Source organism: Kutzneria chonburiensis (assembly GCF_028622115.1).
Lineage (GTDB): Bacteria > Actinomycetota > Actinomycetes > Mycobacteriales > Pseudonocardiaceae > Kutzneria > Kutzneria chonburiensis.
The window spans coordinates 8,021,056-8,046,104 of record NZ_CP097263.1; the positions used below are offsets into that span (position 1 = coordinate 8,021,056).

The 25,049-nt window shown below is 70.6% G+C and carries 19 protein-coding genes and 1 pseudogene; 13 read left to right on the plus strand and 7 right to left on the minus strand.

Going from position 1 to position 25,049, the window contains the following annotated elements; translation table 11 throughout:
• The first annotated feature begins 146 nt into the window (after positions 1-146).
• Together M3Q35_RS37290 and M3Q35_RS37295 are read left to right on the plus strand one after the other, a co-directional pair.
• Positions 147-950 (plus strand): TrmH family RNA methyltransferase, encoded by an 804-nt coding sequence (locus tag M3Q35_RS37290; protein ID WP_273937246.1) that lies wholly within the window; start codon positions 147-149, stop codon positions 948-950.
• The gene (locus M3Q35_RS37295; RefSeq protein WP_273937247.1) at positions 947-1,777 is read left to right on the plus strand and encodes a DUF2537 domain-containing protein; all 831 of its coding nucleotides are present in this window, start codon (positions 947-949) and stop codon (positions 1,775-1,777) included. Before M3Q35_RS37290 ends, M3Q35_RS37295 begins: the two co-directional genes overlap by 4 nt.
• On the opposite strand, the gene M3Q35_RS37300 is transcribed toward M3Q35_RS37295, so the two are convergent.
• Positions 1,716-3,563 (minus strand): ABC transporter ATP-binding protein, encoded by a 1,848-nt coding sequence (locus M3Q35_RS37300; protein WP_273937248.1) that lies wholly within the window; start codon positions 3,561-3,563, stop codon positions 1,716-1,718. The two genes, M3Q35_RS37295 and M3Q35_RS37300, sit on opposite strands and share 62 nt — an antisense overlap.
• The gene (locus M3Q35_RS37305; protein WP_273937249.1) at positions 3,563-5,353 is read right to left on the minus strand and encodes an ABC transporter ATP-binding protein; all 1,791 of its coding nucleotides are present in this window, start codon (positions 5,351-5,353) and stop codon (positions 3,563-3,565) included. Before M3Q35_RS37305 ends, M3Q35_RS37300 begins: the two co-directional genes overlap by 1 nt.
• A 269-nt stretch (positions 5,354-5,622) precedes the next feature.
• Between M3Q35_RS37305 and M3Q35_RS37310 the strand changes: the two genes are divergently transcribed.
• Entirely contained in the window at positions 5,623-5,850 is a 228-nt protein-coding gene (locus tag M3Q35_RS37310; protein WP_273937250.1) for a hypothetical protein, read from the plus strand.
• Position 5,851: 1 nt separating this feature from the next.
• Here M3Q35_RS37310 and sepH read toward each other — a convergent pair whose 3' ends face one another.
• From sepH to M3Q35_RS37330, 4 genes are all read right to left on the minus strand, one after another.
• The gene (gene sepH, locus M3Q35_RS37315) at positions 5,852-6,868 is read right to left on the minus strand and encodes a septation protein SepH (RefSeq protein ID WP_273937251.1); all 1,017 of its coding nucleotides are present in this window, start codon (positions 6,866-6,868) and stop codon (positions 5,852-5,854) included.
• 183 nt (positions 6,869-7,051) lie between these two features.
• Positions 7,052-8,191, minus strand: a complete 1,140-nt coding sequence (serC, locus tag M3Q35_RS37320) for a phosphoserine transaminase (RefSeq protein ID WP_273937252.1) — start codon at positions 8,189-8,191, stop codon at positions 7,052-7,054.
• A 124-nt stretch (positions 8,192-8,315) separates the two neighbouring features.
• Positions 8,316-8,855 carry a hypothetical protein gene (locus M3Q35_RS37325; RefSeq protein ID WP_273937253.1) on the minus strand — a complete coding sequence of 180 codons (540 nt, stop codon included), beginning with the start codon at positions 8,853-8,855 and terminating at the stop codon, positions 8,316-8,318.
• Between the two features lie 170 nt (positions 8,856-9,025).
• Positions 9,026-10,132: a citrate synthase 2 gene (locus M3Q35_RS37330; protein ID WP_273937254.1), complete on the minus strand. Its 1,107-nt coding sequence runs from the start codon at positions 10,130-10,132 to the stop codon at positions 9,026-9,028.
• A gap of 98 nt (positions 10,133-10,230) precedes the next feature.
• On the opposite strand from M3Q35_RS37330, the gene M3Q35_RS37335 reads away from it, so the two are divergent.
• The 9 genes and pseudogenes from M3Q35_RS37335 to M3Q35_RS37375 all read left to right on the plus strand — a co-directional run bounded on the left by M3Q35_RS37335 (position 10,231) and on the right by M3Q35_RS37375 (position 23,082).
• Positions 10,231-10,533 (plus strand): urease subunit gamma, encoded by a 303-nt coding sequence (locus tag M3Q35_RS37335; RefSeq protein ID WP_273937255.1) that lies wholly within the window; start codon positions 10,231-10,233, stop codon positions 10,531-10,533.
• Positions 10,534-10,540: 7 nt separating this feature from the next.
• Complete coding sequence (locus M3Q35_RS37340) at positions 10,541-10,846, plus strand: urease subunit beta (RefSeq protein WP_273944620.1); 306 nt, start codon at positions 10,541-10,543, stop codon at positions 10,844-10,846.
• On the plus strand, positions 10,843-12,546 hold the full coding sequence (locus M3Q35_RS37345) for an urease subunit alpha (RefSeq protein ID WP_273937256.1): 1,704 nt from the start codon (positions 10,843-10,845) through the stop codon (positions 12,544-12,546). Before M3Q35_RS37340 ends, M3Q35_RS37345 begins: the two co-directional genes overlap by 4 nt.
• Positions 12,546-13,169: an urease accessory protein UreF gene (locus M3Q35_RS37350; protein ID WP_273937257.1), complete on the plus strand. Its 624-nt coding sequence runs from the start codon at positions 12,546-12,548 to the stop codon at positions 13,167-13,169. Before M3Q35_RS37345 ends, M3Q35_RS37350 begins: the two co-directional genes overlap by 1 nt.
• A 64-nt stretch (positions 13,170-13,233) precedes the next feature.
• Positions 13,234-13,839 carry an urease accessory protein UreG gene (ureG, locus tag M3Q35_RS37355; RefSeq protein ID WP_273944621.1) on the plus strand — a complete coding sequence of 202 codons (606 nt, stop codon included), beginning with the start codon at positions 13,234-13,236 and terminating at the stop codon, positions 13,837-13,839.
• A pseudogene (locus M3Q35_RS37360) lies at positions 13,839-14,632 on the plus strand (urease accessory protein UreD). The gene ureG and the pseudogene M3Q35_RS37360 overlap by 1 nt, the downstream one beginning before the upstream one ends.
• Positions 14,633-14,799: 167 nt before the next feature.
• A complete protein-coding gene (pdxH, locus tag M3Q35_RS37365; protein WP_273937258.1) occupies positions 14,800-15,465 on the plus strand; it encodes a pyridoxamine 5'-phosphate oxidase in 666 nt (221 codons plus the stop codon).
• Positions 15,466-15,511: 46 nt separating this feature from the next.
• Complete coding sequence (locus tag M3Q35_RS37370; protein WP_273937259.1) at positions 15,512-16,795, plus strand: MFS transporter; 1,284 nt, start codon at positions 15,512-15,514, stop codon at positions 16,793-16,795.
• Positions 16,796-16,887: 92 nt separating this feature from the next.
• The gene (locus tag M3Q35_RS37375; protein ID WP_273937260.1) at positions 16,888-23,082 is read left to right on the plus strand and encodes a PA14 domain-containing protein; all 6,195 of its coding nucleotides are present in this window, start codon (positions 16,888-16,890) and stop codon (positions 23,080-23,082) included.
• A 55-nt stretch (positions 23,083-23,137) separates the two neighbouring features.
• On the opposite strand, the gene M3Q35_RS37380 is transcribed toward M3Q35_RS37375, so the two are convergent.
• Positions 23,138-24,031 (minus strand): arginase family protein, encoded by an 894-nt coding sequence (locus M3Q35_RS37380; protein WP_273937261.1) that lies wholly within the window; start codon positions 24,029-24,031, stop codon positions 23,138-23,140.
• A gap of 111 nt (positions 24,032-24,142) precedes the next feature.
• Here M3Q35_RS37380 and M3Q35_RS37385 point away from each other — a divergent pair, with 111 nt between their 5' ends.
• Positions 24,143-25,048: an aldose 1-epimerase family protein gene (locus M3Q35_RS37385; protein WP_273937262.1), complete on the plus strand. Its 906-nt coding sequence runs from the start codon at positions 24,143-24,145 to the stop codon at positions 25,046-25,048.
• Position 25,049 lies beyond the last annotated feature (1 nt).

Sequence of the window (25,049 nt, forward strand, 5' to 3'; positions counted from 1 at the left end):
GGGTTTGACCCTGCCCATCGGCCAAATCGGTGCTCTCTGTCACATTGGCATAACTTCCGGTGAGAATGCGCTGGTAGGAGGCCTGGGATTACCACTCCTGGCGAACGGAAAACATGGTATGGCCGAACAGTGAGACACTGCACGACGTGCCGCAGGTGATCGAGATCGACGACCCGTCGGACACCAGGCTGGACGACTTCCGCGACCTGTCCACCGCCGATCGGCGGCCGGACCGGCCGGGCGGGCGCGGCCTGGTGATCGCCGAGGGGGTCATCGTCGTGCGCAGGCTGCTGGATTCCCCGTACCCGCTGCGCGGCCTGCTCGGTGTCCGCCGTCGGATCGAGGAGCTGGTCCCCGATCTGGGCGATTTCGACGGCCCGGCCTATGTGACCTCCGCTGACGTGATGGCTCAGGCGGTCGGTTTCCATCTCAACCGGGGAGTGCTGGCGGCGGCCGACCGCGCGCCGCAGCCCGATCCGGCGGTTTTGGTTGAAAACGCACGGATGTTGGCCGTGTTGGAAGGCGTCGGCGACCACGAGAATCTGGGCTCGCTGTTCCGCAACGCCGCCGCGTTGAGTGTGGACGGCCTGCTGCTGGGCGCGGGCTGCTCGGATCCGCTGTACCGGCGCAGCGTGCGGGTGTCGATGGGACACGTGCTGCGCGTGCCGTTCGCCGACCTGCGGCCGTGGCCGTCCGGGCTGGACCTGTTGCGGGCCAACGGTTTCACCGTCGCCGCGTTGACACCGCGGGCTGACGCCGTCGACCTGCGCGAGTGCAAGCTCGCCGGCGAGAAGGTCGCTTTGCTGCTGGGGTCCGAAGGGCCCGGTCTGACCGATGAGGCCATCGACGCGGCCGACATCGCCGTCCGGATCCCGATGGCCTCGGGTGTGGATTCGCTGAACGTCGCCACCGCGGCCGCCGTGGCGTTTCACGCGCTGGGGGTGTCGTGAGTACCGTCGACCAGGCAGGCGCCGACGGGTCGGAGGAGACGATCGTGCAGCTTCACGCGCGAGCGGGCAAGGCCGTGCTCGTCGGCCACGACGGCACGCAGCTGCGTGAGGTCGACCCCCGCTCGCTGGCGCTGCCGTCCGACCTGGCCGCCGCGCTGCACGAGTGGGCCGAGGTGGCGCGGGCGCTGGTCCCCAACGACCACCAGCCGGTCGGCGGCACGGCCGGCGACCTGGTCACCCGGCGGGGTCGGCAGCTGGCCGGCCGCCTGGCCACCGAGCTCGGGCTGCCCATCGACTACGCGGACCCGGTGTCCGGTCGCATGTACGAGGTGGAGCCGGCGGTCGTCGCCGAGCCGCCGGCCGAGGGGCCCGCTGAGGACGTCGTCGAGGACTTCCCGCCGCGGGAGCCGACGCCATGGGCCACCGGCCTGACGGTGACGATCGTGGTCGCCGGCATGATCACCGTGGCCGTCACGACCCTGTCGTTCGCGCTGGCCCAGGCCAGCCTGTGGCTGGCGGTGATCGCCAACGTGGTCATCATCGGCGGCCTGTCGCCGTCGGTCTGGCTGGCCCGCGACGTGCCGGTCTGGCGCTGGGTCGCCCTCGGCGTCACCACCGGCCTCGGCCTGGCCTGGTGCGTCCTGCTCCTCAGCCTCCTCGGCCCCCAACCACCTGAACCCCCGCGAGTCCCGCTTAGCGTCACACCGAACTGCATGAAACGGATTCATGCAGTTCGGTGTGACTGTGGGCGGGACTCGCGGGGGTTCAGGCGAGGGAGTCGAGCCAGGCCTTGTGCAGGCGGGCGAAACGGCCGGACTGGCCGATGAGGTCGGCGGGGGAGCCGTCCTCGACGATGCGGCCGTTGTCCACGACCAGCACCCGGTCGGCGATCAGCACGGTGGACAGCCGGTGGGCGATGATGATCGCCGTCCGGTCGGCCAGCACGGTCTCCAGCGCCGCCTGCACCGCGCGCTCGGTCGGCACGTCCAGGCTGGACGTGGCCTCGTCGAGCACCAGCACCGACGGATCGGCCAGCAGCGCCCGGGCGAACGCCACCAGCTGCCGCTGGCCGGCCGACAGCCGGCCGCCGCGCTTGCGCACGTCGGTGTCGTAGCCCTCGGGCAGGGCGCTGATGAACTCGTGCGCCCCGACCTCGGCCGCCGCCCGCCGCACGTCGTCGGCGGTGGCGTCCGGCCGGCCCATCGCGATGTTGTCGGCCACCGACCCGGCGAACAGGAAGTTCTCCTGCGTCACCATGGTCACCGCCGACCGCAGGTCGACATCGGCCACATCCCGCAGGTTCACGCCGTCCAGCGACACCGTGCCCTTGGCCGGGTCGTAGAACCGGGCCACCAGCTTGGCCAGAGTGGACTTGCCGGCGCCGGTCGCGCCGACCACCGCGATGGTCTGCCCGGCCGGCACGTGCAGGTCGAACTCCGGCAGCACCACCGGGGTGTCCGGGCCGTAGCGGAACTCCACGCCGTCGAAGCGCAGATCGCCGCGCCGTCCCTGCCGGGGCAGTGACGTCGGCTCGGCCGGCTCGGCCACCGACGGCTCCTCCTCCAGCACGCCGGAGATCTTCTCCAGCGCGGCCACCGCGGCCGAGTAGGAGTTGGCGAACATGGCCAGGTCGTCCAGCGGGTCGTAGAGCCGGCGCAGGTACAGCGTGAACGCCGCCAGCACACCCAGTTGCAGCGTGCCGTCGACGACCCGCAGCGCACCCCACGCCAGCACCACGGCCATGGTCACGTTGCCGACCAGCCGCACGGTCGCGGTGAACCGGGACATCACCTTGAACGCCTGGTTGTTGGCGTCCCGGTACTCCACGTTGACCTCGTGCAAAATCTCCTCGTTGCGGCCGTGCCGGCGGTAGGCCTGCACCGCGCGGATCCCGTTCATGGTCTCCACGAACTGCACGATCACCTTGGCCACGGCCGTGGTCGTGGCCCGGTAGGCCTTGTGCGAGCTGCGCCGGAACCAGCGCGCCACCAGGTACACCGGGATGAAGCCGAGCAGCACCACCAGGGCCATCCGCAGATCGAGGATCAGCAGCGTGACGGCGACGCCGACCACCGTGAACAGCGAGCTGAGCAGGCCGTCGAGACCCATGTCGAGCAGGTCGTCGATGGACTCCACATCGGAGGACAACCGCGAAATGATCTTGCCTGAGGTGTAGGACTCGTGGAACGACAGGGAAAGCCGCTGCACGTGGCGGAACACCCGGTGCCGCAGGTCCAGCAGCAGGTCCTGGCCGATCCGGCCGGACAGCCGCACGAACGAGAACTTGGCGCCGGCGCTGGCCAGCCCACACACGGCATAGCCGAGCACGCACCAGACCAGCGTTGCCGGATGCCCGGCGAGCACGCCGGACACGCCGTTGTCGATCGCCGCCGCGACCAGCAGCGGCCCGGCCAGCTGAGCCCCGTTTTCCAGCAGCACGAACACAAGCGCGAGGCCGACGGCCCAGCGGTGCGGCCGCAGCAGCGACGTCAACAGCCGGCGCGACCGGGCCTGCAAGCGGGCCGTCACGACCTTGTCGACGTTCTCGATGTCCTCGGCGGCGACGCCGCGCCAGTCGGTGGCGGTCGGTTTCGCCGTGGTCGGCGCGCTCATCAGACCGCCACCTCCTCGTCCTCGTCTTCGTCCAATGTGGACAGCAGTCGCCGGTACTCGGCGTTGCCGGCGATCAGCTCGGAATGCGTTCCCACGGCGGCGATCCGGCCGTCCACCAGCATCGCCACCCGGTCGGCCAGCTGCACCGTGCTCGACCGGTGCGCGACGACCAGCGCCGTCACGTCGTGCAGCACGCGCCGCAGCGCCCGCTCCACCTCGCCCTCGGTGTGAACGTCCAAAGCGGACAGTGGATCGTCCAGCACCAGCACCGCCGGCTTGCCGACCACGGCACGGGCCAGGGCCAGCCGCTGCCGCTGGCCGCCGGACAGGGACAGGCCCTGCTCGCCGACCCGGGTCGCGATGCCCCACGGCAGCTTCTCGACGAACTCCTCAGCCTGGGCCACCCGCAGCGCCTCGTGCACGTCGTCGTCGGTCGCGTCCGGCGCACCGAGCGCCACGTTCTCCCGCACGCTGGCCGAGAACAGCACCGGCTCCTCGAACGCCGTGGCCACGACCCGCCGCAGGTCGTCCATCCGCAGCTCGCGGACGTCGATGCCGTCGACCGTGACGCGGCCGCCGGTGACATCGGCCAGCCGGGCCACCAGCGCGGTCAGCGCCGTCTTGCCCGAGCCGGTGCCGCCGACCAGCGCCACCGTCTCACCGGGACGGACGTCGAGGTCGATGCCCTTGAGCACCTCGCGCGTGCCGCCGTCGTAGGCGAAGTGCACGTCCTCGAACACCAGGTGCCCGTGGACGTTCGCCGGCAGCTCCCGGGGACGCGCCGGCTCGACGATCGGGTTGATCTCGTCGCGGACCTCCCAGTACCGGTCGCACGCCGACGCCGCCATGTTGGTCTCGGCCAGCAGCCAGCCGATCGAGTCGAACGGCCAGCGCAGGTACGTGCTCACGGTGATCGCCGCGACCAGCGTGCCGGCGGTCAGGCTGCCGTTGGCGATGCCAATGCCGCCGATGGCCAGCTGCCCGGCGATGGCCAGCTCGGGCAGGCTCACCAGCACCGCCCACAGCGCCGCCATCACGCGGACCTTGTTCAGCTCGGCGCCGCGCAGCGAACGCGCCTGCGCCATGAACGACCTGGTCATGTCGCGGCCGCGGCCGAAGGCCTTGAGCACACGAATGCCCAGCACCGATTCCTCGACGGTGCTGGCCAGATCGCCCTGGAGGTCCTGGGCCCGGCGGGCGTAGACCTTGTACTTGGTTTCGAACAGGTACGACAACACCATCAGCGGCGCGCCGCAGGCGATCACCACCACGCCCAGCAGCGGCGACAGCGTGAGCAGCACGCCGACGCCGACCACCAGGATGGTCGCGTTGACCACCAGGAAGATCGACGCGAACGCGATGAACCGGCGCAGCGTGCTCAGGTCGTTGACCGCGCGGGACAGCAGCTGCCCCGACTGCCACTTGTCGTGGAACGCCACCGGCAGCCGTTGCAGCTGGTGGTAGAGGTCTTCGCGCAGCCGCATCTCGACCGTGGTGCTCGGCCGCACGTTGAGCCGGCGTCGCGCGTAGAACAGCAGGGCCTCGATCACGCCGAGGACCAGCACCAGGCCCACCAGCCAGGGCAGCTCCGAGAGCTCGCCGCGGGCCACCGGGCCGTCGATGATCTGCTGGATGACCAGCGGAATGGACAGTCCGGCCAACATCGCGCCGAGCGCCGCCGCCAACGAGGCGAACAGCTCCAGCCGCACCGGACGCACATAGGGCCACAGCCTGCGCAGCGTGGCGAAGGATGAGCGGTGGGTGACGGACTGGCCTCCGTCGTCACTCATTCGACAATCCCCCTTCGAGTTTCACCTCGACCATACGTAGGACCCCTGACAACCGACGACTGGTTTTCTGTGCTTGTTGGCGCCGCCTTCGGCGTCGCGGCTCGGCCCCTCGTGACCCCTGCCTCGCCCTTGCCGGGCGAAACAGGGGCGGGGCCTCGCACTTCGGTTTGCCAGCGCCAGCCTGCTAGCTCCAGCGCGCTGGAGGTCAAGACCGTTGTGGCTGGTCACACGGCTCGACGGCGCGCGGGAATCCGGCGCATGATGCAGACATGACGCGACCCGAGTCCGTGCACTACCTGCGCACGGAGCCGACGATGGCGTTTCCCGACGGGCGACTGCTGGCCCGCAAGCAGCGCGAGCTCTACCTGCTGGCGCCGGACGGCTGGACGCGGCTCGGCGTCGACCGACCGGTCGACGCCAAGCCGCTGACCCGCCAGGAGGCGGAGGACTGGTGCGAGCGCGAAGGCATCGACTGGCAGGCCTTCGAAGGGCTATGACCTAACGCTGCGAGCGGACCCCGAGCAGGACGTCCTCCCAGGACGGCACGATCGGGTGGTTCTTCTTGCCGCGCCGCGGCGGGGCCTCCGCCTTGCGGGCGGCGGGCTGCGCATCGGGCTGGGACTGCGCCGCTGGCTGCTGCGGCACCGGCTGCTGCTTCGGCGCCTGCGCGGCGGGCGGCTGCTCGACCGGCTCCGGATCGGTGATCTCCGGCGCCGGTGCGGGCGCAGGCAGCGGCGGCTCGACGCGCGCGGCCTCCGGCTCCGGCGCTGCGGCCGGTGCGGGCTGGGGCTCGGGCGTGCGGGCGACCACGGGCTCCGGCGCCGGCTCGGGCACGACCGGCGCCGGCGGCGCCGGGGTGGCCGCGGCCTGGTGCTCCAGCTCAAGGGCCTGCCGGGCCAGCTCGGTGACCGGCCGCACGGTGCGCAGCGGCCGGTTCGGCGACGGGTCCAGCAGGTCGATGGCGTGGTCGTCGATCGGCGACACGGTGCCGCCGTGCGCGCCGGGGTGGAACGTCCAGTGCGCCCGGTTCTCCGACCTACCGGCCTGCCAGTGCGCCTGGATGATCCACTTGCCGTCCTCGCCGCGCCACGAGTCCCAGTTGACCGCGGCGTAGTCCTGGCCGCGCAGGCCGAAGGAGTGCGCGATCACCTCGCCGAGGGTCTGCACGTCCGGCCCGTCCTCGCGGATCGGGTGGGCGCGTTGGGCCAGCTCGGCGGTGCGGGACCGCTCCAGCAGCACGGGGTAGGCGAAGCGCTCGATACGGTGCGTCGGCATGTTGGCCGCCGCAGCGACCTGGTCGACCGACTCGCCGGCGCGGATGCGGGCCTGGATCTCGCGAGGACGCATCTGGACGTCGTTCTCCGCGGCGATCTGGCCGAGGCGGGCCACGTCACCCCGCGCGGCGGCACGCAGCCGCTCGTCGCAGGGAATGGTGTAGCGCTCGCCGCGAACGGGGTCTTCGCAGATGACAGATGTGCCGTCGTCGTCGAGTCCGACGACTCGCAGCGCTCGCATCACGGCCTCCCCGATCTGTCACCTCACCACATACCGACGATAGATCGGCGCGCCTACTTGACGCCGTAGGCGCGCCGAGTCTAACGACATCCGACCATGATCCTGCCGGATTTACTAGGTAAGACGCATGATCGGGCCGTGAGGTTCACCGTTACGGACCGTGATTTGGATCTGTGACGGGCTTCACAGTTGGCCGACGACCCACTCCACGCACTTGGTCAGCGCCGTCACGTCGTCCGGGTCGATGGCCGGGAACATGGCCACCCGAAGCTGGTTCTTACCCAGCTTGCGGTACGGCTCCACGTCGACGACGCCGTTGGCCCGCAGCACCTTGGCCACCACCGCGGCGTCGACCTCGTCGGAGAAGTTGATCGTGCCGACGACCTGCGAGCGATTGGCCGGGTTGGCCACGTACGGGGTGGTGTAGTCGGTGGCCTCGGCCCAGGAGTACAGCCGCGATGACGAGTCGGCCGTGCGGGCCGTCGTCCACTCGAGGCCGCCGTTGGCCAGCATCCACTCGATCTGGTCGGCCAGCAGGAACAGCGTGGCCACCGACGGCGTGTTGTAGGTCTGGTCCTTGGTCGAGTTGTCCAGCGCCGTGGTCAGCGACAGGAACTCCGGCACCCAGCGGTCCGACCCGCCGATCTCGGCCACCCGCTCCAGCGCGGCCGGGCTCATCAGGGAGATCCACAGGCCGCCGTCCGAGGCGAACGACTTCTGCGGGGCGAAGTAGTAGACGTCGAAGTCCTCGGCCTTGACCGGCAGGCCGCCGGCGCCCGAGGTGGCGTCGATGGCCACCAGCGCGCCCTCGGAGCCGGCCGGCCGGCTCACCGGCACCGCGACACCGGTCGAGGTCTCGTTGTGGGCCCAGCCGACCAGGTCGATGCCCTCGCCGGCGGCGAAGGCGATCTCCGGGGCGTCGCCCGGGTCGGCCTTGACCACCAGCGGGTCCTTGAGGAAGGGCGCGCCCTTGGTCACGGTGGCGAACTTCGAGGAGAACTCGCCGTAGGTGAAGTGCTGCGCGCGCTCACGGACCAGGCCGAACGCCGCGGCGTCCCAGAAGGCCGTGGTGCCGCCGTTGCCCAGCACCACCTCGTAGCCCTCGGGCAGCGAGAAGAGCTCGCGCAGGCCCGCGCGGACCCGGCCGACCAGGGACTTCACCGGCTTCTGCCGGTGCGAGGTGCCCAGGTAGGTGGCACCGGACTCGGCCAGCCGGGCCAGCTGCTCGGGGCGGACCTTGGACGGGCCGCAGCCGAAGCGACCGTCGGACGGGCGCAGCTCGGCGGGCAGGATGAGGGTGGCGGGATCTGCGGTCTGCGTCATGCCGGCGCCTCCGGGACGTGTCAGCAAGTGCAAGGAATGCCGGCGCCGTTGCCGGGAGGGGCCCAGTGTTGCAAACCGGTGTCCGCCAGGTGACGCCCGGGTGTTCCGCGCCACACTTTGCGTCTCACGGATCGGTCAGATCGGCCAGCAGGACGGCCTGGGCGCTGCTGGCGATGTCGTCCCAGCTGTCCGGCGGCAGTTCCAGCAGGCGGCGCACCCGCTGCCGGTTGGTCAGCAGCTGCATCAGCGTCGGGTCGTCCACCGCGTCCGCCGGTCCGAAGGCCCGGTAGAAGCGCCGCAGGCCGTCGGTGAACCAGCTCAGCGCCCCGTCCAGGTCCGCCGCTTCCTCCATCACCTCGCCCGCGCTCACGAAGGCGAAGGGGTCGTCCGAGTGGCGTACCTCGGCCAGGGTTCGCAGGGCCCGCTCCGGGCAGCCCGTGTCGAACAGGAAGCCCGCGTAGTACGTCCTCGCGTCGCCCACCACCGGGCCGCCGTCGTAGAGCGCCGCTTCGAACAGCGCGCCCGCCTTCTCCGGGCAGCCCGCCGCCGCCCAGCTCTCCGCGGCCTCCACCAGATACTGCGCCCGTTCCTCCGGGATCAGCGCCGCCAGCCGCTCGGCCTCCACCGCCTCCGCTGCCCTGGCGGCGGCCCTCCCCTCCCGCATTCACGGAGGCTAGCGGGTGAGAGCGCGTCCAAACTCCACCTCAGAGAGTGGTTCCGCCCCACCCGTTCACTCGAACGGCGCACCCCTTTTCGCTACCTGAGTGGCTCATTTGGCTTCTGGGACCAAGTGAGCCACTCAGGTAGAGCAAAAAGGGGTGCGCTCGAGGGGTGTCAGGCGTGGGTGAGGGTGTTCCAGCCCTCGACGTCCTCGGGGCGGCGTGGGGCGGGGCCGATGTAGTGGGCGGAGGGGCGGACGAGGCGGCCGGTGCGTTTCTGCTCGAGGATGTGGGCGCACCAGCCGGCGGTGCGGGCGCAGGTGAACATGGCCGGCATCATGTGCGGCGGGACCTCGGCGAAGTCGAGGATCACGGCGGCCCAGAACTCGACGTTGGTCTCGATGGCGCGGTCGGGGCGGCGGGCGCGGAGCTCGGCCAACGCCGCCTGCTCCAAGGCGTTCGCGACCTCGTAGCGGGCGGCGCCGAGTTCACGGCAGGTACGGCGGAGAACGCGGGCACGAGGGTCCTCGGCGCGGTAGACGCGGTGGCCGAAGCCCATGAGACGGTCCCCGCGGTCGAGGATGCCGGCGACGACGGTCTTGGCGTCGCCGATGCGTTCGACCTCCTCGATCATGGGCAGCACGCGGGCGGGGGCGCCGCCGTGCAGGGGCCCGGACATGGCGCCGATGGCCCCGGACATGGACGCGGCGACGTCGGCGCCGGTGGAGGCGATGACCCGGGCGGTGAAGGTGGAGGCGTTCATGCCGTGCTCGGCGGCGGACACGAAGTAGGCGTCGATGGCCTTGACGTGCGCGGGATCGGGGTCGCCGCGCCACCGGGTCATGAACCGCTCGGTGACGGTGGCGGACTCGTCGATCCGCCGCTGCGACACGGCCGGACGGCCGATGCCGCGGGCCGACTGGGCCACGTAGGACAGCGCCATCACGGAGGCACGGGCGAGCTGCTCGCGGGCCTGCTCGTCGGTGATGTCCAACAGCGGCTGGTAGCCCCAGATCGGCGCGAGCATGGCCAGCGCGGCCTGCACGTCGACCCGGACGTCACCGGTGTGCACGGGAATCGGGAACGGCTCGGCCGGCGGCAAGCCCGGTCCGAACCGGCCGTCCACGAGCAGCGCCCACACATTGCCGAACGTCACCCGTCCGGCGAGATCCTCGATGTCCACGCCGCGGTAGCGCAGTGCGCCGCCGTCGCGGTCGGGTTCGGCGATCTCGGTACGAAAAGCGACAACACCTTCGAGCCCTGGCCGGAATCCGTCCTCCATGCCGGCAACCCTGCACCTCGCGCGGCCGATCGGCAATCGCAGGTAAACATCATGTTGCGGTCGGCGCGCAGCGGTCACCGCGTGTTAGACCTTCTGCCATGCACCTGACGCCGCACGAGCGGGACAAGCTGCTGGTCCACGTGGCCGCGGACGTGGCTCGCCGCCGGTTGGACCGCGGCGTGCGGCTGAACTACCCGGAGGCGGTCGCGCTGATCACCGATCACGTGTTGGAGGGGGCGCGTGACGGAGAGACGGTGTCGGCGCTGATGGCCAGCGGACGGCAGGTGCTGCGCCGCGACCAGGTGCAGCCGGGCATTCCGGAGATGCTGGATTCCGTGCAGGTGGAGGCCACTTTTCCGGACGGCACCAAGCTGGTCACCGTGCATGATCCGATCGCGTGAGGACCCGATGATTCCAGGCGAGATCGTTCCCGGCGACGAGCCGGTCGAGCTGAATCCCGGTCGTGAGCGGACCGTGCTGACCGTGGTCAACGCGGCCGACCGGCCGGTGCAGGTCGGTTCGCACTACCACTTCGCGGCGGCCAACCCGGGGCTGGAGTTCGACCGGAAAGCGGCCTGGGGCAAGCGGTTGGACGTGCCGGCCGGCACGTCCGTCCGGTTCGAGCCGGGCGTCGAGCGCGAGGTGACACTGGTGCCGATCGCCGGCCGGCGGGTGGTTCCGGGGCTGCGCAAGGAATGGTCGGGGGAACTATGACGAGCATCGACCGGCACCGCTACGCCGAGCTGTTCGGCCCGACCACGGGCGACAAGATCCGGCTGGCCGACACGAACCTGTTCATCGAGGTCACCGAGGACCGCAGCCGGGGCGCGGGCTCCGGCGACGAGGTGGTTTTCGGCGGTGGCAAGGTGATCCGCGAGTCCATGGGCCAGGGTATGGCCACGCGCGCCGACGGCGCGCCGGACGTGGTGATCACCGGCGCGGTGATCCTCGATCACTGGGGCGTGGTCAAGGCGGACGTCGGCATCCGCGACGGGCGGATCGTCGGTATCGGCAAGGCCGGCAACCCGGACACCATGGACGGCGTCGACCCGGCGCTGGTCATCGGCCCGTCCACGGAGATCGTGGCCGGCAACGGCAAGATCCTCACCGCCGGCGGCATCGACTGCCACGTGCACTTCATCTGCCCGCAGCTGGTCGACCAGGCGCTGGCCGCCGGCCTGACCACGCTGATCGGCGGCGGCACCGGCCCGGCCGAGGGTACGAAGGCGACGACCGTGACGCCGGGTTCGTGGAACCTGGCCAGGATGTTGGCCTCGATGGACTACCAGCCGGTCAACGTGTTGTTGCTGGGCAAGGGAAACACCGTCAGCGAGGAAGGGCTCTGGGAGCAGCTGCGCGGCGGGGCCGGCGGATTCAAGCTGCACGAGGACTGGGGCACAACGCCCGCGGTGATCGACGCGGCGCTGCGGGTGGCCGACCGGTCCGGCGTGCAGGTGGCCATTCACACCGACACGTTGAACGAAGCCGGTTTCGTCGAGTCCACTGTGGACGCCATCGGCGGGCGGTCGATCAACGCCTATCACACCGAGGGGGCCGGCGGCGGGCACGCGCCGGACATCATCAAGGTGGTCGGCGAGCCCAACGTGCTGCCGTCGTCGACCAATCCGACCCGGCCGCACACCGTGAACACCCTCGACGAGCACCTGGACATGCTGGTGGTCTGCCACCACCTGAACCCGTCGGTGCCGGAGGACCTGGCCTTCGCGGAGAGCCGGATCCGGCCGACCACCATCGCCGCCGAGGACCTGCTGCACGACATCGGGGCCATCTCGATGATCAGCTCGGACTCGCAGGCCATGGGCCGGATCGGCGAGGTGATCATCCGGACCTGGCAGACCGCGCACGTGATGAAGGAGCGCCGGGGGGTCCTTGGCGACAACGAGCGCGCGCAGCGCTACGTCGCCAAGTACACGATCAACCCGGCCATCGCGCACGGCATCGACCACGAGGTCGGGTCGGTGGAGGTGGGCAAGCTGGCCGATCTGGTGTTGTGGGAGCCCAAGTTCTTCGGCGTGCGGCCGCACATGGTGCTCAAGGGCGGGTTCGCGGCGTGGGCGGCGATGGGCGACGCCAACGCCTCGATCCCGACGCCGCAGCCGGTGCTGGCCCGGCCGATGTTCGGTGCGGCGCCTCGGGTTGCGGCAGCCAGCAGCGTGCATTTCGTGTCGCAGGCGGCGATCGATGACGGTCTGGCCGAGAGGCTGGGGCTGTCACGGCCTTTGCTGCCGGTCGCCGACACGCGGCGGCGCGGCAAGGCGGACATGATTCGCAACGACACCCTGCCCCGTGTGACGGTCGATCCGGACAGCTTCGCCGTGCACGTGGACGGTGAGCTGGTCGAGCCGCATCCCGTGACGGAACTGCCCATGTCCCAACGTTATTTCCTGTTCTGATGTCGGCCGTGCTGCTCGTGCTGGCCGACTCCCGGTTCCCCGGCGGTGGGCACGCGCATTCCGGCGGCGTCGAGGAGGCCGCCGCGCGCGGGCTGATCACCGACGAAGCCAGCCTGGAGTCTTTCCTCATAGGTCGGCTGCGGACGAATGGCCTTGTGTCGGCGGCCTTTGCCGCCGCGGCGGTCGACAGCGACTGGTCCACTTTGGACGCTGAGCTGGACGCGAGGACGCCGTCACCGGCGCAGCGTGCGGCCTCGCGGGCTCAAGGCAAGAGCACGCTCCGGGCCGGCCGCGCGGCCTGGCCGTCGCCGAGACTGAAGGAGCTTTCCCAGCCTCACCAAGCCATTGCCATCGGCGCACTGGTCCAGGTCGCCGGTGGAACGGCCCGTGAAGCGGCGGAGTGCGCCGCCTACCTGTCGGTCAGCGGACCGGCCAGTGCGGCGGTGCGGTTGCTCGGGCTCGATCCGTTCCAGGTCAACGCGATCGTGGCCCGGATGAACCTCGAAGCCGTCGTCGGCGAGGCACTCAAGGGGCTGCCCATGCTGGGCGCGCCCGCGCTGGACCTGTTCGCCGACAACCACGCCAGGATCCACCAGCAGGAGGTGCGTCTCTTTGTCAGCTGACCACGAGCACCCGGTGTCGTTCGACCCCACGTTCACCGTGCACGACCACCACGCCCAGGCCTCGATGGAGGGCCGCGCCGTCCGCATCGGCATCGGCGGGCCGGTCGGCAGCGGCAAGACCGCGCTGGTCGCGGCGCTGTGCCGGGCGCTGGGCGAGGAGATCGAACTCGCCGTGGTGACCAACGACATCTACACCACCGAGGACGCGGACTTCCTGCGGCGGGCCGGCGTGCTCGACCCGGCGCGGATCGAGGCCGTGCAGACCGGCTGCTGCCCGCACACCGCGATCCGCGACGACATCAGCGCCAACCTGGACGCCGTCGAAGCGCTGGAAGAGCGATTCCCCGGGCTCGATCTCGTGATCATCGAGAGCGGCGGGGACAACCTGACCGCCACTTTCAGCCGCGGTCTGGTCGACCGGCAGGTGTTCGTGGTGGACGTGGCCGGCGGCGACAAGGTGCCGCGCAAGGGCGGCCCCGGCGTCACCACCGCCGACCTGCTGGTGATCAACAAGATCGACCTGGCCGAGCTGGTCGGCGCCGACCTGGCCGTGATGACCGGCGACGCGCACCGGATGCGCAACCACCGGCTGCCGGTGATCACGCAGTCGCTGACCCGCACTCCGGACGCGCCCGAGGTGGCCGACTGGGTGCGCAAGCAGCTGGCCTGATGCGCGCCCGGGCCTGGCTCACGGTCGAGTTCCGCGGCGGCCGCACCGTCCTGTCGGAACTGCGCTCGGCCGCGCCGCTGACCATGCTGCCGCAACGAAGTCTCCTGCGCCGCGGCGCCGACACCGCCGTCGTGCACCTCGTGAGCTCGGCCACCGCACCCTCGGCGGCGACGACCTCTCGCTGGAGGTGCGCGTCGGCCCGGGCGCACACCTCCAACTGCGCGGCATCGCCGCCACGCTCGCGCTGCCTGGTCATGGCGGCGAGCGAAGCCACGCTTCGATCACGTTCGACATCGATGTCAACGCCACGGTCGAGTTCCTGCCCGAACCGACGGTCGTCACCGCGCGGGCGTCACACAGTTCGGTGATTTCCGCACGACTGGCCGACACGGCCCGGTTGCGCCTGCGCGAGGTGCTGGTGCTCGGTCGCGTCGGCGAACAGCCCGGGAGCCTGGACAGCACGGTCGAGGTCGTTCGCGGTGAAACGCCGCTGCTGCGGCAGCGGATCGACATCGGCGACCCGGCCCTGACGGCCAGCGCCGCCTATCTGGCCGGGCATCGGGTGCTGGCCACCGAGCTGCTGGTGTGGGGCGAGGACCCGGCCGTTGCGCACAGTGACGACTGGTGGTCGCTGGCCCCGTTGGCCCGGGGCGGTTCACTGGCGACCGCGTTGGCCGGCGATGCCGTCACGGCACAGCGGCGACTGGCCGCGGCGGTGGTCGCTCATCCCGGCCTTGCTGCCCCCACGACCGCCAGGTCAGCGCCGTCTTTCCACAGTGGACGGCGCTTCTGAATTGATCACTTTTACGATGCAGAACCGCTGCGTGGCCAATTCCCGTTCGTGATCACTTCGCCGGGTGTTCACCGTCACCTCGCGAGCGGTTCCGGTTTGCCGACAAACCCCGTACCTTCCGACGAACACGGTTGGTACCACGAGTGCTCTTCCGCGCGGAGGCCGCTATGCCGGAAACCCAGTCCGAGACCAACATCGCGCTTCCCGCGATGCGCGTGTCCTACGAGCAGGGCTCGCTGAGTCAGAGCGACCTAGCCGGCACCTGGCACGAGCAGCTGGGGCTGTGGCTGGACGAGGCCACGCGGGCCGGTCTGGCCGAGCCCAACGCGATGGTGCTGGCCACCGCCGACCCCGAGGGCCGGCCGTCGTCACGCACCGTGTTGGCCAAGGGACTGGACGCGCGCGGACTGGTCTTCTACACCAACTACACCTCCAACAAGAGCCACGACCTGCGGGCCACCCGCTACGCGTCGGCCACCTTCCCGTGGCTGGCCATGCAGCGGCAGGCGACCGTGCGCGGCACCGTGGAGAAGGTGGACCCGGCCGAGACCGCCGAGTACTGGCGCAGCCGCCCGCGCGGGTCGCAGCTGGGCTCGTGGGCCTCGCCGCAGTCCCGGGTGGTGCGCGACCGGACCGTACTGGACAGTGCGCTGGCCAACATCAACCGGCAGTTCGCCGAGGCCGAGCGAGTACCGGTGCCGCCGCACTGGGGCGGCTGGCGGATCCGGCCGGAGATGGTCGAGTTCTGGCAGGGCCGGCAGGACCGCATGCACGACCGGCTGCGGTTCCACCTGGTCGGCGACAAGTGGCAGATCGAGCGTCTGGCTCCGTAGAACATCACACTCGTCCGGGTCGTTAGTTATCCTAAACTAACGACCTGTGACGGCTGCTGACACGACCCCTACGCGCTCCAAACGGGCCCTGCTGTCCAAGCTGGTGCTGGACACGCGGCCGCTCAAGGTCGTGGCCTACCGCCGGCTGTGGCTGTCCACGGTCATCACCGCCATCGGCAGCCAGCTGACGGCCGTCGCCGTGCCCAAGCAGGTCTACGACCTCACCGGCTCGTCCGCGTACGTCGGCGTGGCCGGTGCGGTGGCGCTCGTGCCGCTGCTGGTGTTCGGCCTGTGGGGCGGGGCCATCGCCGACGTGATGGACCGGCGCAAGCTGCTGCTGATCACCAACGCCGGCATCTCCGTGGTCTCGATCCTGCTGTGGCTGCAAGCGCTTTCCGGCATGGGCTCGGTGACCGTCGTGCTCGTGCTGCTCGGCCTCCAGCAGGCGTTCTTCGCCGTGAACATGCCGGCCCGCAGTGCGTCCATCGCTCGGTTGGTGCCGATCGAGCTGCTGCCGTCGGCCAATGCGCTGGGCTCCACCGTGCAGTCCTTCGGTGCGGTGCTCGGCCCGATGCTGGCCGGCTCGCTGATTCCCGTGTTGGGGCTGTCCACCCTGTACCTGATCGACGCCATCGGCCTCACCGCCACGCTGTGGGCCGTGTTCCGGCTGCCCGCCCTGCCGCCGCTGGACGGCGTCCGCCGCCGTGCCGGCCTGCGCTCGGTGATCGACGGATTCCGTTACCTGGCAACGAAGAGCGTGCTGCTGGCCTCGTTCATGGCCGACATCATCGCCATGGTGTTCGGCATGCCACGGGCGCTGTTCCCGGAGTTGGCCGAGCGGACGTTCCAGGATCCGCCCGGCGGCGGGCCCGCGCTGGGCTGGCTGTTCGCCGCCATCCCACTCGGGGCGCTGCTGTTCGGGCTCGTCTCCGGCTGGCTGTCCCGGATCACCCGGCACGGCGTCGCCGTGTGGGTGGCCGTCGCGGTCTGGGGCGTGGCGATCATCGGGCTCGGCCTGTCGTCCTCGCTGTGGGTGGCCGTGGCGTTCCTGGCCCTGGCCGGGGCGGCCGACATGGTCAGCATGGTGTTCCGCGGGGCCATCCTGCAGTCCGCCGCCACCGACGAAATGCGCGGCCGGATGCAGGGCGTCTTCACAGTTGTCGTGGCCGGCGGCCCCCGCCTGGCCGACGTGCTGCACGGCACCGTCGGCGCGGCGGTCGGTACTACAGTGGCCATCTCCGGCGGCGGTGTCGCGGTGCTGATCGCCATCGCCATCGCGGCCTTCCTGCTGCCGGCGATGTGGCGCTACCGGGCCCGAACAGCGGGCTGATCTCGGATTCAACGTTTTCTCAATGTCCTGAGTTAACACCTACCTTACCTTCCCTTTGTCGTACGCCTGTGCGACGAGAATGAGGGGGTTCGGTGAAACCTGATCGTTCCGGCGCGCCAAGACGCGTCTGGACCCGCGCGCGGGTCGGCGGCGTGGTTGTCGCCACCGTCGCCGCACTCGGCATCACGTCGGCGGAGGCGGTGTTCCCGCCGGTGGTCGCCGCGGCCGCGCCGTCGTCGGCCATCGACCCGAGGTCGGTACCGGTGCTGCCGGCCGTCCCGGCGACGGCGCCGGCGGCCAAGCCCGCGCCGAAGGCGGACTTCACGCCGATGGCCAAGGCCGTCGAGAGCCACTTCGACCCGAAGCGGTCGAAGATCATCTCGCGCACGATGTACACCGAGGAGTACCTCAACCCGGACGGCACGCACAGCGTGCGGCAGTCGACCAAGCCGCTGAACATCAAGCTGGCCGACGGCACCTGGACGCCGGTGAACACCGCGCTGACCGTCGACAACGCCAGCAAGCGGGCCACCGCCGCCCGCAACCCGCTGACCCCGTCGATGGCCGGCAACGCGACCGACCCGGCCGTGCTGCGGGTGGCGGCCGACGGCCACCAGGTGTCCCTCGGCCTCGACAAGGCGGCGCCGGCCGCGGCCAAGGTCGCCGGCGACGGCGTCAGCTACGCCGACGTGGCCCCGAGCACCGACCTCGGCTACGAGGTGACGGCCGGCCAGGTCAAGGAGACCATCAAGCTGAAGAAGCCGCCGGCCACCTCGTCGTGGCGGTTCCGGCTCGACACCGGCGACCTCACCCCGGCCGTGGACACCAAGTCCGGCGAGGTGCGGCTGACCGACGGGCACGGCGACGTCAAGCTGGTCATCCCGCCGGTGGAGACCTGGGACTCGTCGGGCGGCGGCGACAAGGCGCCCGCGATCACCGGCGGCACCTACGGCCTCGAGCGCGACGGCAATGCCTGGTGGCTCACCGTTTCCGTCGATGCGAAGTGGCTGCACGACGCCAAGCGCGTCTACCCGGTGACCGTCGACCCCACGTTCACCTTCGGCGTCGGGGAGTCGCACGCGTACCGCAGTGACGGCTACACCTGCGACAACTGCGGCCTGCGCATCGGCAACAGCCTCAACGGCGGCGACAGCTACAACCGGAGCTGGTTCTACATCGACTACTCGTCGCTGTGGGGCAAGACCGTGGTCGGCGCGAAGCTGGACGTGGACCGGCAGAGCGACACCACCGGCTCCATCAAGACGTGGAGCAGCGGCCTGTACCACGCGACCGACCGCAACTTCAATGCACTCGGCGAGTACCTGGGCAGCGCGCTGGTCGGCGACGTCGGCTCCTTCAGCCACCCGTACCTGACCAACTTCCTGCGCGGCCGCGTCGACGCCCGTGACAACAACGTGGCGTTCATCCTCACCGGCGGCGAGGACCCGGGAGTCTGGAGCTACAAGCACCTCAACGCCACGCTCACCGTGGACACCGGCACCGCGCCGCCCGCGCCGACGCTCGCCGCGCCCGCGGATGGCAGCGTGCTCACCTCGCTGACGCCCACGCTGGCGGTGAACCCGGTCAGCGACTCCGACGGCGACAAGGTGACGTACTGCTTCCGGGTCGCCACCGGCGCGGACGCCGAGTCGGGCGTCGTGGTGGACTCCGGCTGCCTCGACACGCCGACCTGGACGGTGCCGTCCGGCGTGCTTCAGGACGGCGTGGCCTACACCTGGCACGCCGCCGCCTATTCCGGCATCACCAAGGTGACGCCGTCGTGGATCGGGCATCTCAAGGTCGACCAGCGCATCGGCGAACACGGACCGTCCCCTGTGGACAACTACGGCGGCGCGACGGTGAACCTGGCCAACGGCAACCTGTCCGTCGCCGAGGCCACCCCGTCGTTCGCCACCGTCGGCGGCAGCGCCGGGCTCACCTTCACGTACAACTCGCAGCAGGTCGACCCCAAGGGGCTGCGGGCTTCCTACTTCAACGACCTCAGCCACAACGGCATCATCAACCCGAGCCAGCAGCCGGTGCTCGTGCGCACCGAGCCGCAGGTGAACGTGGACTGGGGCACCAGCTCGCCGTTCCCGCCCGCGCTCGCGGCGGACTACTTCGTGGTCCGCTGGGAGGGCTACTTCCAGGCGCCGACCACCGGCACCTACCAGTTCGCCGGCGTGCACGACGACGCGGCGCAGATCTGGGTCAACAACAACCAGGTCTACACCACGACCGGCGTCAGCGACCTGAACTGGGCGGCGGCGACCGGGGTGTCCCTCACCGCCGGCCAGCGCGTGCCGATCAAGGTGGAACTCCAGGAGATCACCAGCAACGCGATGATGCGGCTGTTCGCCCGCACCACCGACGGCACCACCGTGCCGGCGCAGATCGTGCCGGCGGATTGGCTGTACTCCAACGACGTGCCGGCCCTGCCGCCGGGCTGGACGCTGTCCGCCGACCTGGACGGCTCCGGCGCCACCTACAGCACGGCGCAGGTGACCGACCAGAACGTCGTGCTGACCGACGCGACCGGCGCCAAGCACACGTGGACCAAGAAGAGCACCGGCGGCTACACCGCGCCGGCCGGTGAGGACGGCCTGCTCACTTTGGACGCCAACGGTTTGGTCGTGCTGACCGAGGGCGCGACGGTGTTCTCCTTCCGTCCGGACGGCAAGCTCGGCTCGCAGACCGCGAGCGCCGACTCCCGCAAGCCGGCCGCCCTACAGAGCGTCTACGACGGCGGCACGCCGCCCCGACTCGTGCAGATCAAGGACCCGGTCAGCGGCCGTGCCCATGTGCTGCACTACAACCGGGCCGGCGACGACTGCTACGGCGGCGCCACGCCGCCGCAGGGCGCGGACGCGACGCCGCCCGCGCAGATGCTGTGCCGAGTGTCCTATTGGGACGGTACGGAAACCCGCCTGTGGTACACGGGCGGGCGGCTCTCCCGGATCGAGGACCCGGGCGCCGAGGTCAGCGACTACGGCTACAACGCGACGGGTCAGCTGTCCATGATGCGGCAGCCGCTGGTCAACGACTGGATCGCCCAGGACCCGACGCACCGCCGGTGGCCGGACTACCTGACCGACATCGCGTACGACACCCCGACCGGCAAGGCGAAGGCCACGTCCATCACCGGTCCGTCGCCGAAGCCGGGCGCGACCCGGGGAGCGCACGGCTACCGCTATGACCCGGCCAACCGGCAGACCTTCACCGACGTCACCGGCCTGTCGCCGGCGACCGGGTTCGCCGGCAAGGTCACGTATGACGACGCCGACCGGGCACTGACCTCGACCGATGCCACCGGCAAGGTCACCGCGCAGACGTGGAGCCCCAAGGACCAGGTGCTCACCAGCACCGACGCCGCGGGTCGCGTGTCGACCACGGTGTACGACCGCGCCGACCGCGAGACCGACACCTACGGTCCCGCGCCGGGCACCTGCTTCAACGGGCAGCTGCCGACGACGTGCCAGTGGGGGATTCCGCACAAGCACACCGACTACGACCAGGGCCTCAACGGCCTGGCGGTGGCCTGGTACGACAACGACAGCCTGACCGGTGCGCCGAAGGTGTTCACCACCGGCCTCGGCACCAGCGACGGCAGTCTGGTCCGCAACTGGGGCACGGCCGCGCCGACCGCCGGCATTCCCGCCGACCACTACTCGTTGCGGGCCACCGGTGAGATCACCTTCCCGCAGGCCGGCGACTACACGCTCCGGCTGCAGGCGGATGACGGTATCCGGGTGTGGGTGGACGACCAGATCGTCATCGACGACTGGCGCAACACCTCGGCCTTGCGCACCGCCACGGTGCACAGCGACGCGGCCAACTCGGTGAAGAAGATCCGGGTCGAGTACTACGAGTTCGACCAGGGGGCGCAGCTGGAGCTGGACTGGACGACGCCGTCCGGGGTGCAGCAGGCGGTGCCGGGCGCGCAGCTCAGCCCGCGCTACGACCTGCCGACCGGCAGCGTCGAGTCGGACGACCGCGGCGTGCCGGAGCACCGCACCGCTACCAGCTACGGCGACGGCAACGTGGATGCCATGTACGGGCTGGCCACGAAGACGGCGGTCGACCCGAGCGGGCTCAACCTGGGCGGCGTCGATGGCTACGAGCCGCTCGGCAGCGGTTATCTGCGGCGTACCAGCAAGACCATGCCGACCGGGGCCAAGACCACCTACGCGTATTACGGCGACACCGAGACCAGGGCGAACCCCTGCGTCGCCGGCAGCGCCGCGGTGAACCAGGGCGGCATGGCCAAGCTCAGCACGTCGGCGACCCCGGCGACCGGCGGCACCCGCACCGACGAGCAGGTGTACGACGCATCCGGGCGTGTCGTGGCCAAGGCAACCAGCGGCGACTGGATCTGCACGAGCTTCGACGCCCGTGGGCGCACCACGCAGCAGACGTTCCCGGCCAACCCGACCGTCGGCGCGCGGACCGTCACGTACAACTACGCGGTCAACGGCGATCCGCTGACGTCGTCGGTGTCGGACTACACCGGCACCGTCACGACGACCGTGGACCTGTTGGGGCGCACGGTGTCCTACACGGACGCGAACGGCGTGAAGACCGACACGGTCTACGACACGGCCGGTCGTCCGTCGACCAGCACCGTCACGCCGCCCAACGCCGCGGACCAGCCGCAGGTCACCACCCTGACCTACGACGATGCCGGCCGGGTGCTCACCACCCAGCTGGGGTCGACGGTCCTGGCCACTCCCCACTACGACAACGCCGGCGAACTGTCCTCAGTGGACTATGCCAACGGCGCGAAGCTGGCCGCCATCAACAAGAACGGCGCCGGCGAGACGAACTCGCTCGAGTGGCACACCGCCGACGGCAAGGTCATCTTCTCCGCGGTGACCAGGTCGACCGCCGGCACCATCGTCGACGAGGCGCTCAACTACGTGGATCCCCGGCCGGACGGCGCGAACTACAGCTACGACGCGGCGAACCGGCTCACCGAGGCGTACGTGAACGGGCACCACTACACGTACGACTTCACCTCGGCGGCATCGTCGGCGTGCCCCACCGGCACGCAGGCCAACGCCGGTCTCAACACCAACCGCATGCGGCTGCTCGACCAGACCGCCGGCGGCACCGCGGAGACCGACTACTGCTACGACGCCGCCGACCGGCTGCTGGCCACCGTCGGCGCCAACGCGATGACCGGCTTCCAGTACGACAGCCACGGCAACACCACGCAGTTCGTGTCCGGCGGTGCCACCACGTACCTCGGCTACGACGCCGCGGACCGGCACCTGACGGCCAGCACGAAGAGCAGCGACCCCAACCAGGTCGCGGACGTGAGCTACGTGCGGGACGCCACCAACCGGATCGTGCGCCGGGACGCCAAGTCCGGTGACACCAACGGTGTCGCGCTGTATGGCTACACCGGTGACGGGGACAGCGCCGACCTGACCATGGACGGCACGAAGAAGGTGCTCAGCACCTCGATCGGCCTGCCCGGTGGCGTGCTGTACACCGTGCAGGGCGGTTCGAACACCTGGGACGCCCCGTCGGTTCGTGGCGACCTGGTGTTGACGCTGGACTCGGCCGGCAAGCAGAGCGGTGATCTGCGGTACTACACCCCGTTCGGCGAGGCACTGAACGCGTCCGGAGCCGTTGATACGCAAGCGGTGCCGGACAACCAGCCGGGCAAGATGGATTACGGGTGGTTGGGCCAGAACCAGCGTCCGTACGAGCATGCCGGCGCGTTGGCGTTGGTGGAGATGGGCGCTCGGCCCTATCTGCCGGGCGTGGGCCGATTCCTGTCGGTCGACCCGGTCGAGGGCGGTTCGGCCAACGACTACGACTACGTGAACGCCAATCCGATCAACGCAACGGACCTGGACGGCACGCGGTACCGGCGGAGCCACCACTGGTACCACAAGCACCGCTGGCAGCCCACCTCCCGCCAGATCCGGAAGCAGATGGCCCAGCGGGCGGTGGCGGCGCAGCGGCGAGCCCAGCGCATCATGCTGCAACGCGCCGCGGATGTTCGCAATCGCGCCGCGCGGGAACGGTTCAAGGGCAGCCTGCGGCTCGACATCTGGGCGGACTGGATTTCGAACCTGGTGGGGCCGTCCGGCGGCCTGTCCCTGGCGTGTGCCGCACTACAGGGCAGTTCGAGCCTCGACGAGAAGTGCCTTTCGGTCGAGCACGCCATCACGCGCGGCTACCAGTGGACATTCGAGCGTGCGGTCGATGTCGGCTGGGCGATCGGCACGGGAATCGGGCGTGGCCTGAACCGGATCGGGCATTTCTTCTTCGGGTGATGCCGTGAATGACAGGCGGGGTGGCTGCTTCGGCGGCCACCCCGCTTTGCCGTGGTCAGGAAACCCTGGGCGCCAGGCCCCTCGCGAGGGTGTCCACCAATGCCTTGGCATACGCGCCGGCCGGATCCAGGTCCGGGTCGAACACCGTCACCTCAACGCCGAGACAGCCCGGCGCAACGGTCAGCCCGGCCAGCAACTCCGCCAACTCCGCGTGTTCCAGACCATCCGGATCGGGCGAATCCACGCAGGGCATCACGGCCGGGTCCAACACATCCACGTCCAGGTGAACCCAGAAACCGTCCAGCTCGTCCAACCGCCGCCGCGCCCACTCGGCCGACTCCGCCGCGCCGGCCTTGCGGATCTCCAGGGCCGTCCGGTGGCCGATGCCGGCGGCGGTGAGCTCGGCCCGGTCTTCGTCGTCCTCACGGATGCCGAGCACCACGACGTCGGCGTCCTCGAACAGGCGGGCGGCGACGTCGGCCTGGCCGCGGCCGGTGGCCAACGCCAGGTCCTCGCCGGCCGCGGCGCCGATTGACGTGGAGTTGCCGGGGTGCCGGAAGTCGCTGTGCCCGTCGATGAAGGCCAGGCCGTAGCGACGGCCCTCGGCCATGGCCCGTTCCCGCAGCGCGAGGCCGGTGCCGAGCAGCACGGAGCAGTCCCCGCCGAGCACCAGCGGAAACGTGTGGCCGCCGATCAGGCCGGCGACCCGGTCGGCGATGCGGCGGGAGTACAAGGCGATCTGAGACGCGTGGAACACACCGTCACCGGGCTGCCATCCGCCCAGGTCGTAGCGAGGGGCGACGATCCCGCCGGCGTCGGCGGCGGCCAGCCGGTTCACCAGCCCGGCCTCGCGCAGCGCCGCGGGCGCCTTCGCGCAGCCGGGCACGACTCCGGGCGCAGGTGGGCGCAGGCCCAGGTTCGTCGGTGCGTCCACAATGCTGATCGCCACGAGCACAACCCTAGATACGCCGGTCGGGTGAAGCCGAACCGTGTTGAGTTCGGCCCCGATCGGTGAGCCGATCGTTACGACATCCCGCGTCGGACCTCTAAGCTCGCACGGGTGAGCGGTCCCACAGGCGCGCAGTTCGAGATCACCTACGGCCAGGCCCGAGCGGTCGTCACCGAGATTGGCGCGAGCCTGCGGGCCTATGCCGTCGACGGTGTCGACTACGTCGAGAGCTACCCCGACGACACACACCCGCCGATGGGCTCGGGCGCGGTGCTCGTGCCCTGGCCGAACCGGGTGCGCGGCGGCCGCTGGCCGTTCGAGGGCGGCGTCGAGCAGCTGGAGCTGACCGAGCACGAGCGCGGCAACGCCATCCACGGCTTCGTGCGCAAACTGCCGTGGCAGGTGATCAGCCACACCGGCTCGCTGATCTCGCTCGGTGTCGACGTGCCGGCCCAGCAGGGCTGGCCGGTGCCGCTTCGCGTGACGATCAGCTACGCGCTGGACGCGCACGGCCTGACCGTCACGCACGGCGTCACCAACGTGGGCGACCGCCCGGTGCCGTTCGGCGTCGGCATGCACCCGTATCCGCGCGCCGGCCGGTCCGCGACCGACGACTGCACGCTCCAGCTGGCCGCGACGACCAGCCTGCCGCTGAGTGCCGAGACCATGACCCCGGACGGCCCGCAGACCCCGCTGGCCGGCTCCGTGCTGGACCTGTCCAAGCCCACCTTGCTGCGTGGCGTCAACCTGGACGACGCGTTCGGCGGCTGCGAGCCGGACGCGGACGGCCTGATCCGGCACCGGCTGCTCGGTCCGGACGGCGGCGTCGAGGTGTGGGCCGACCCGGCGTTCCGCTGGGTGCAGGTCTACACGCCGAACGACTTCCTCGGCCGGGGCCGGGCCGTCGCGATCGAGCCGATGACCTGCCCGCCGGACGCGCTCAACTCCGGCGTCGACCTGATCACGATCGCCCCAGGTGAGGCTTGGTCGGCCCGATGGGGACTGCTACCCAGGTAAC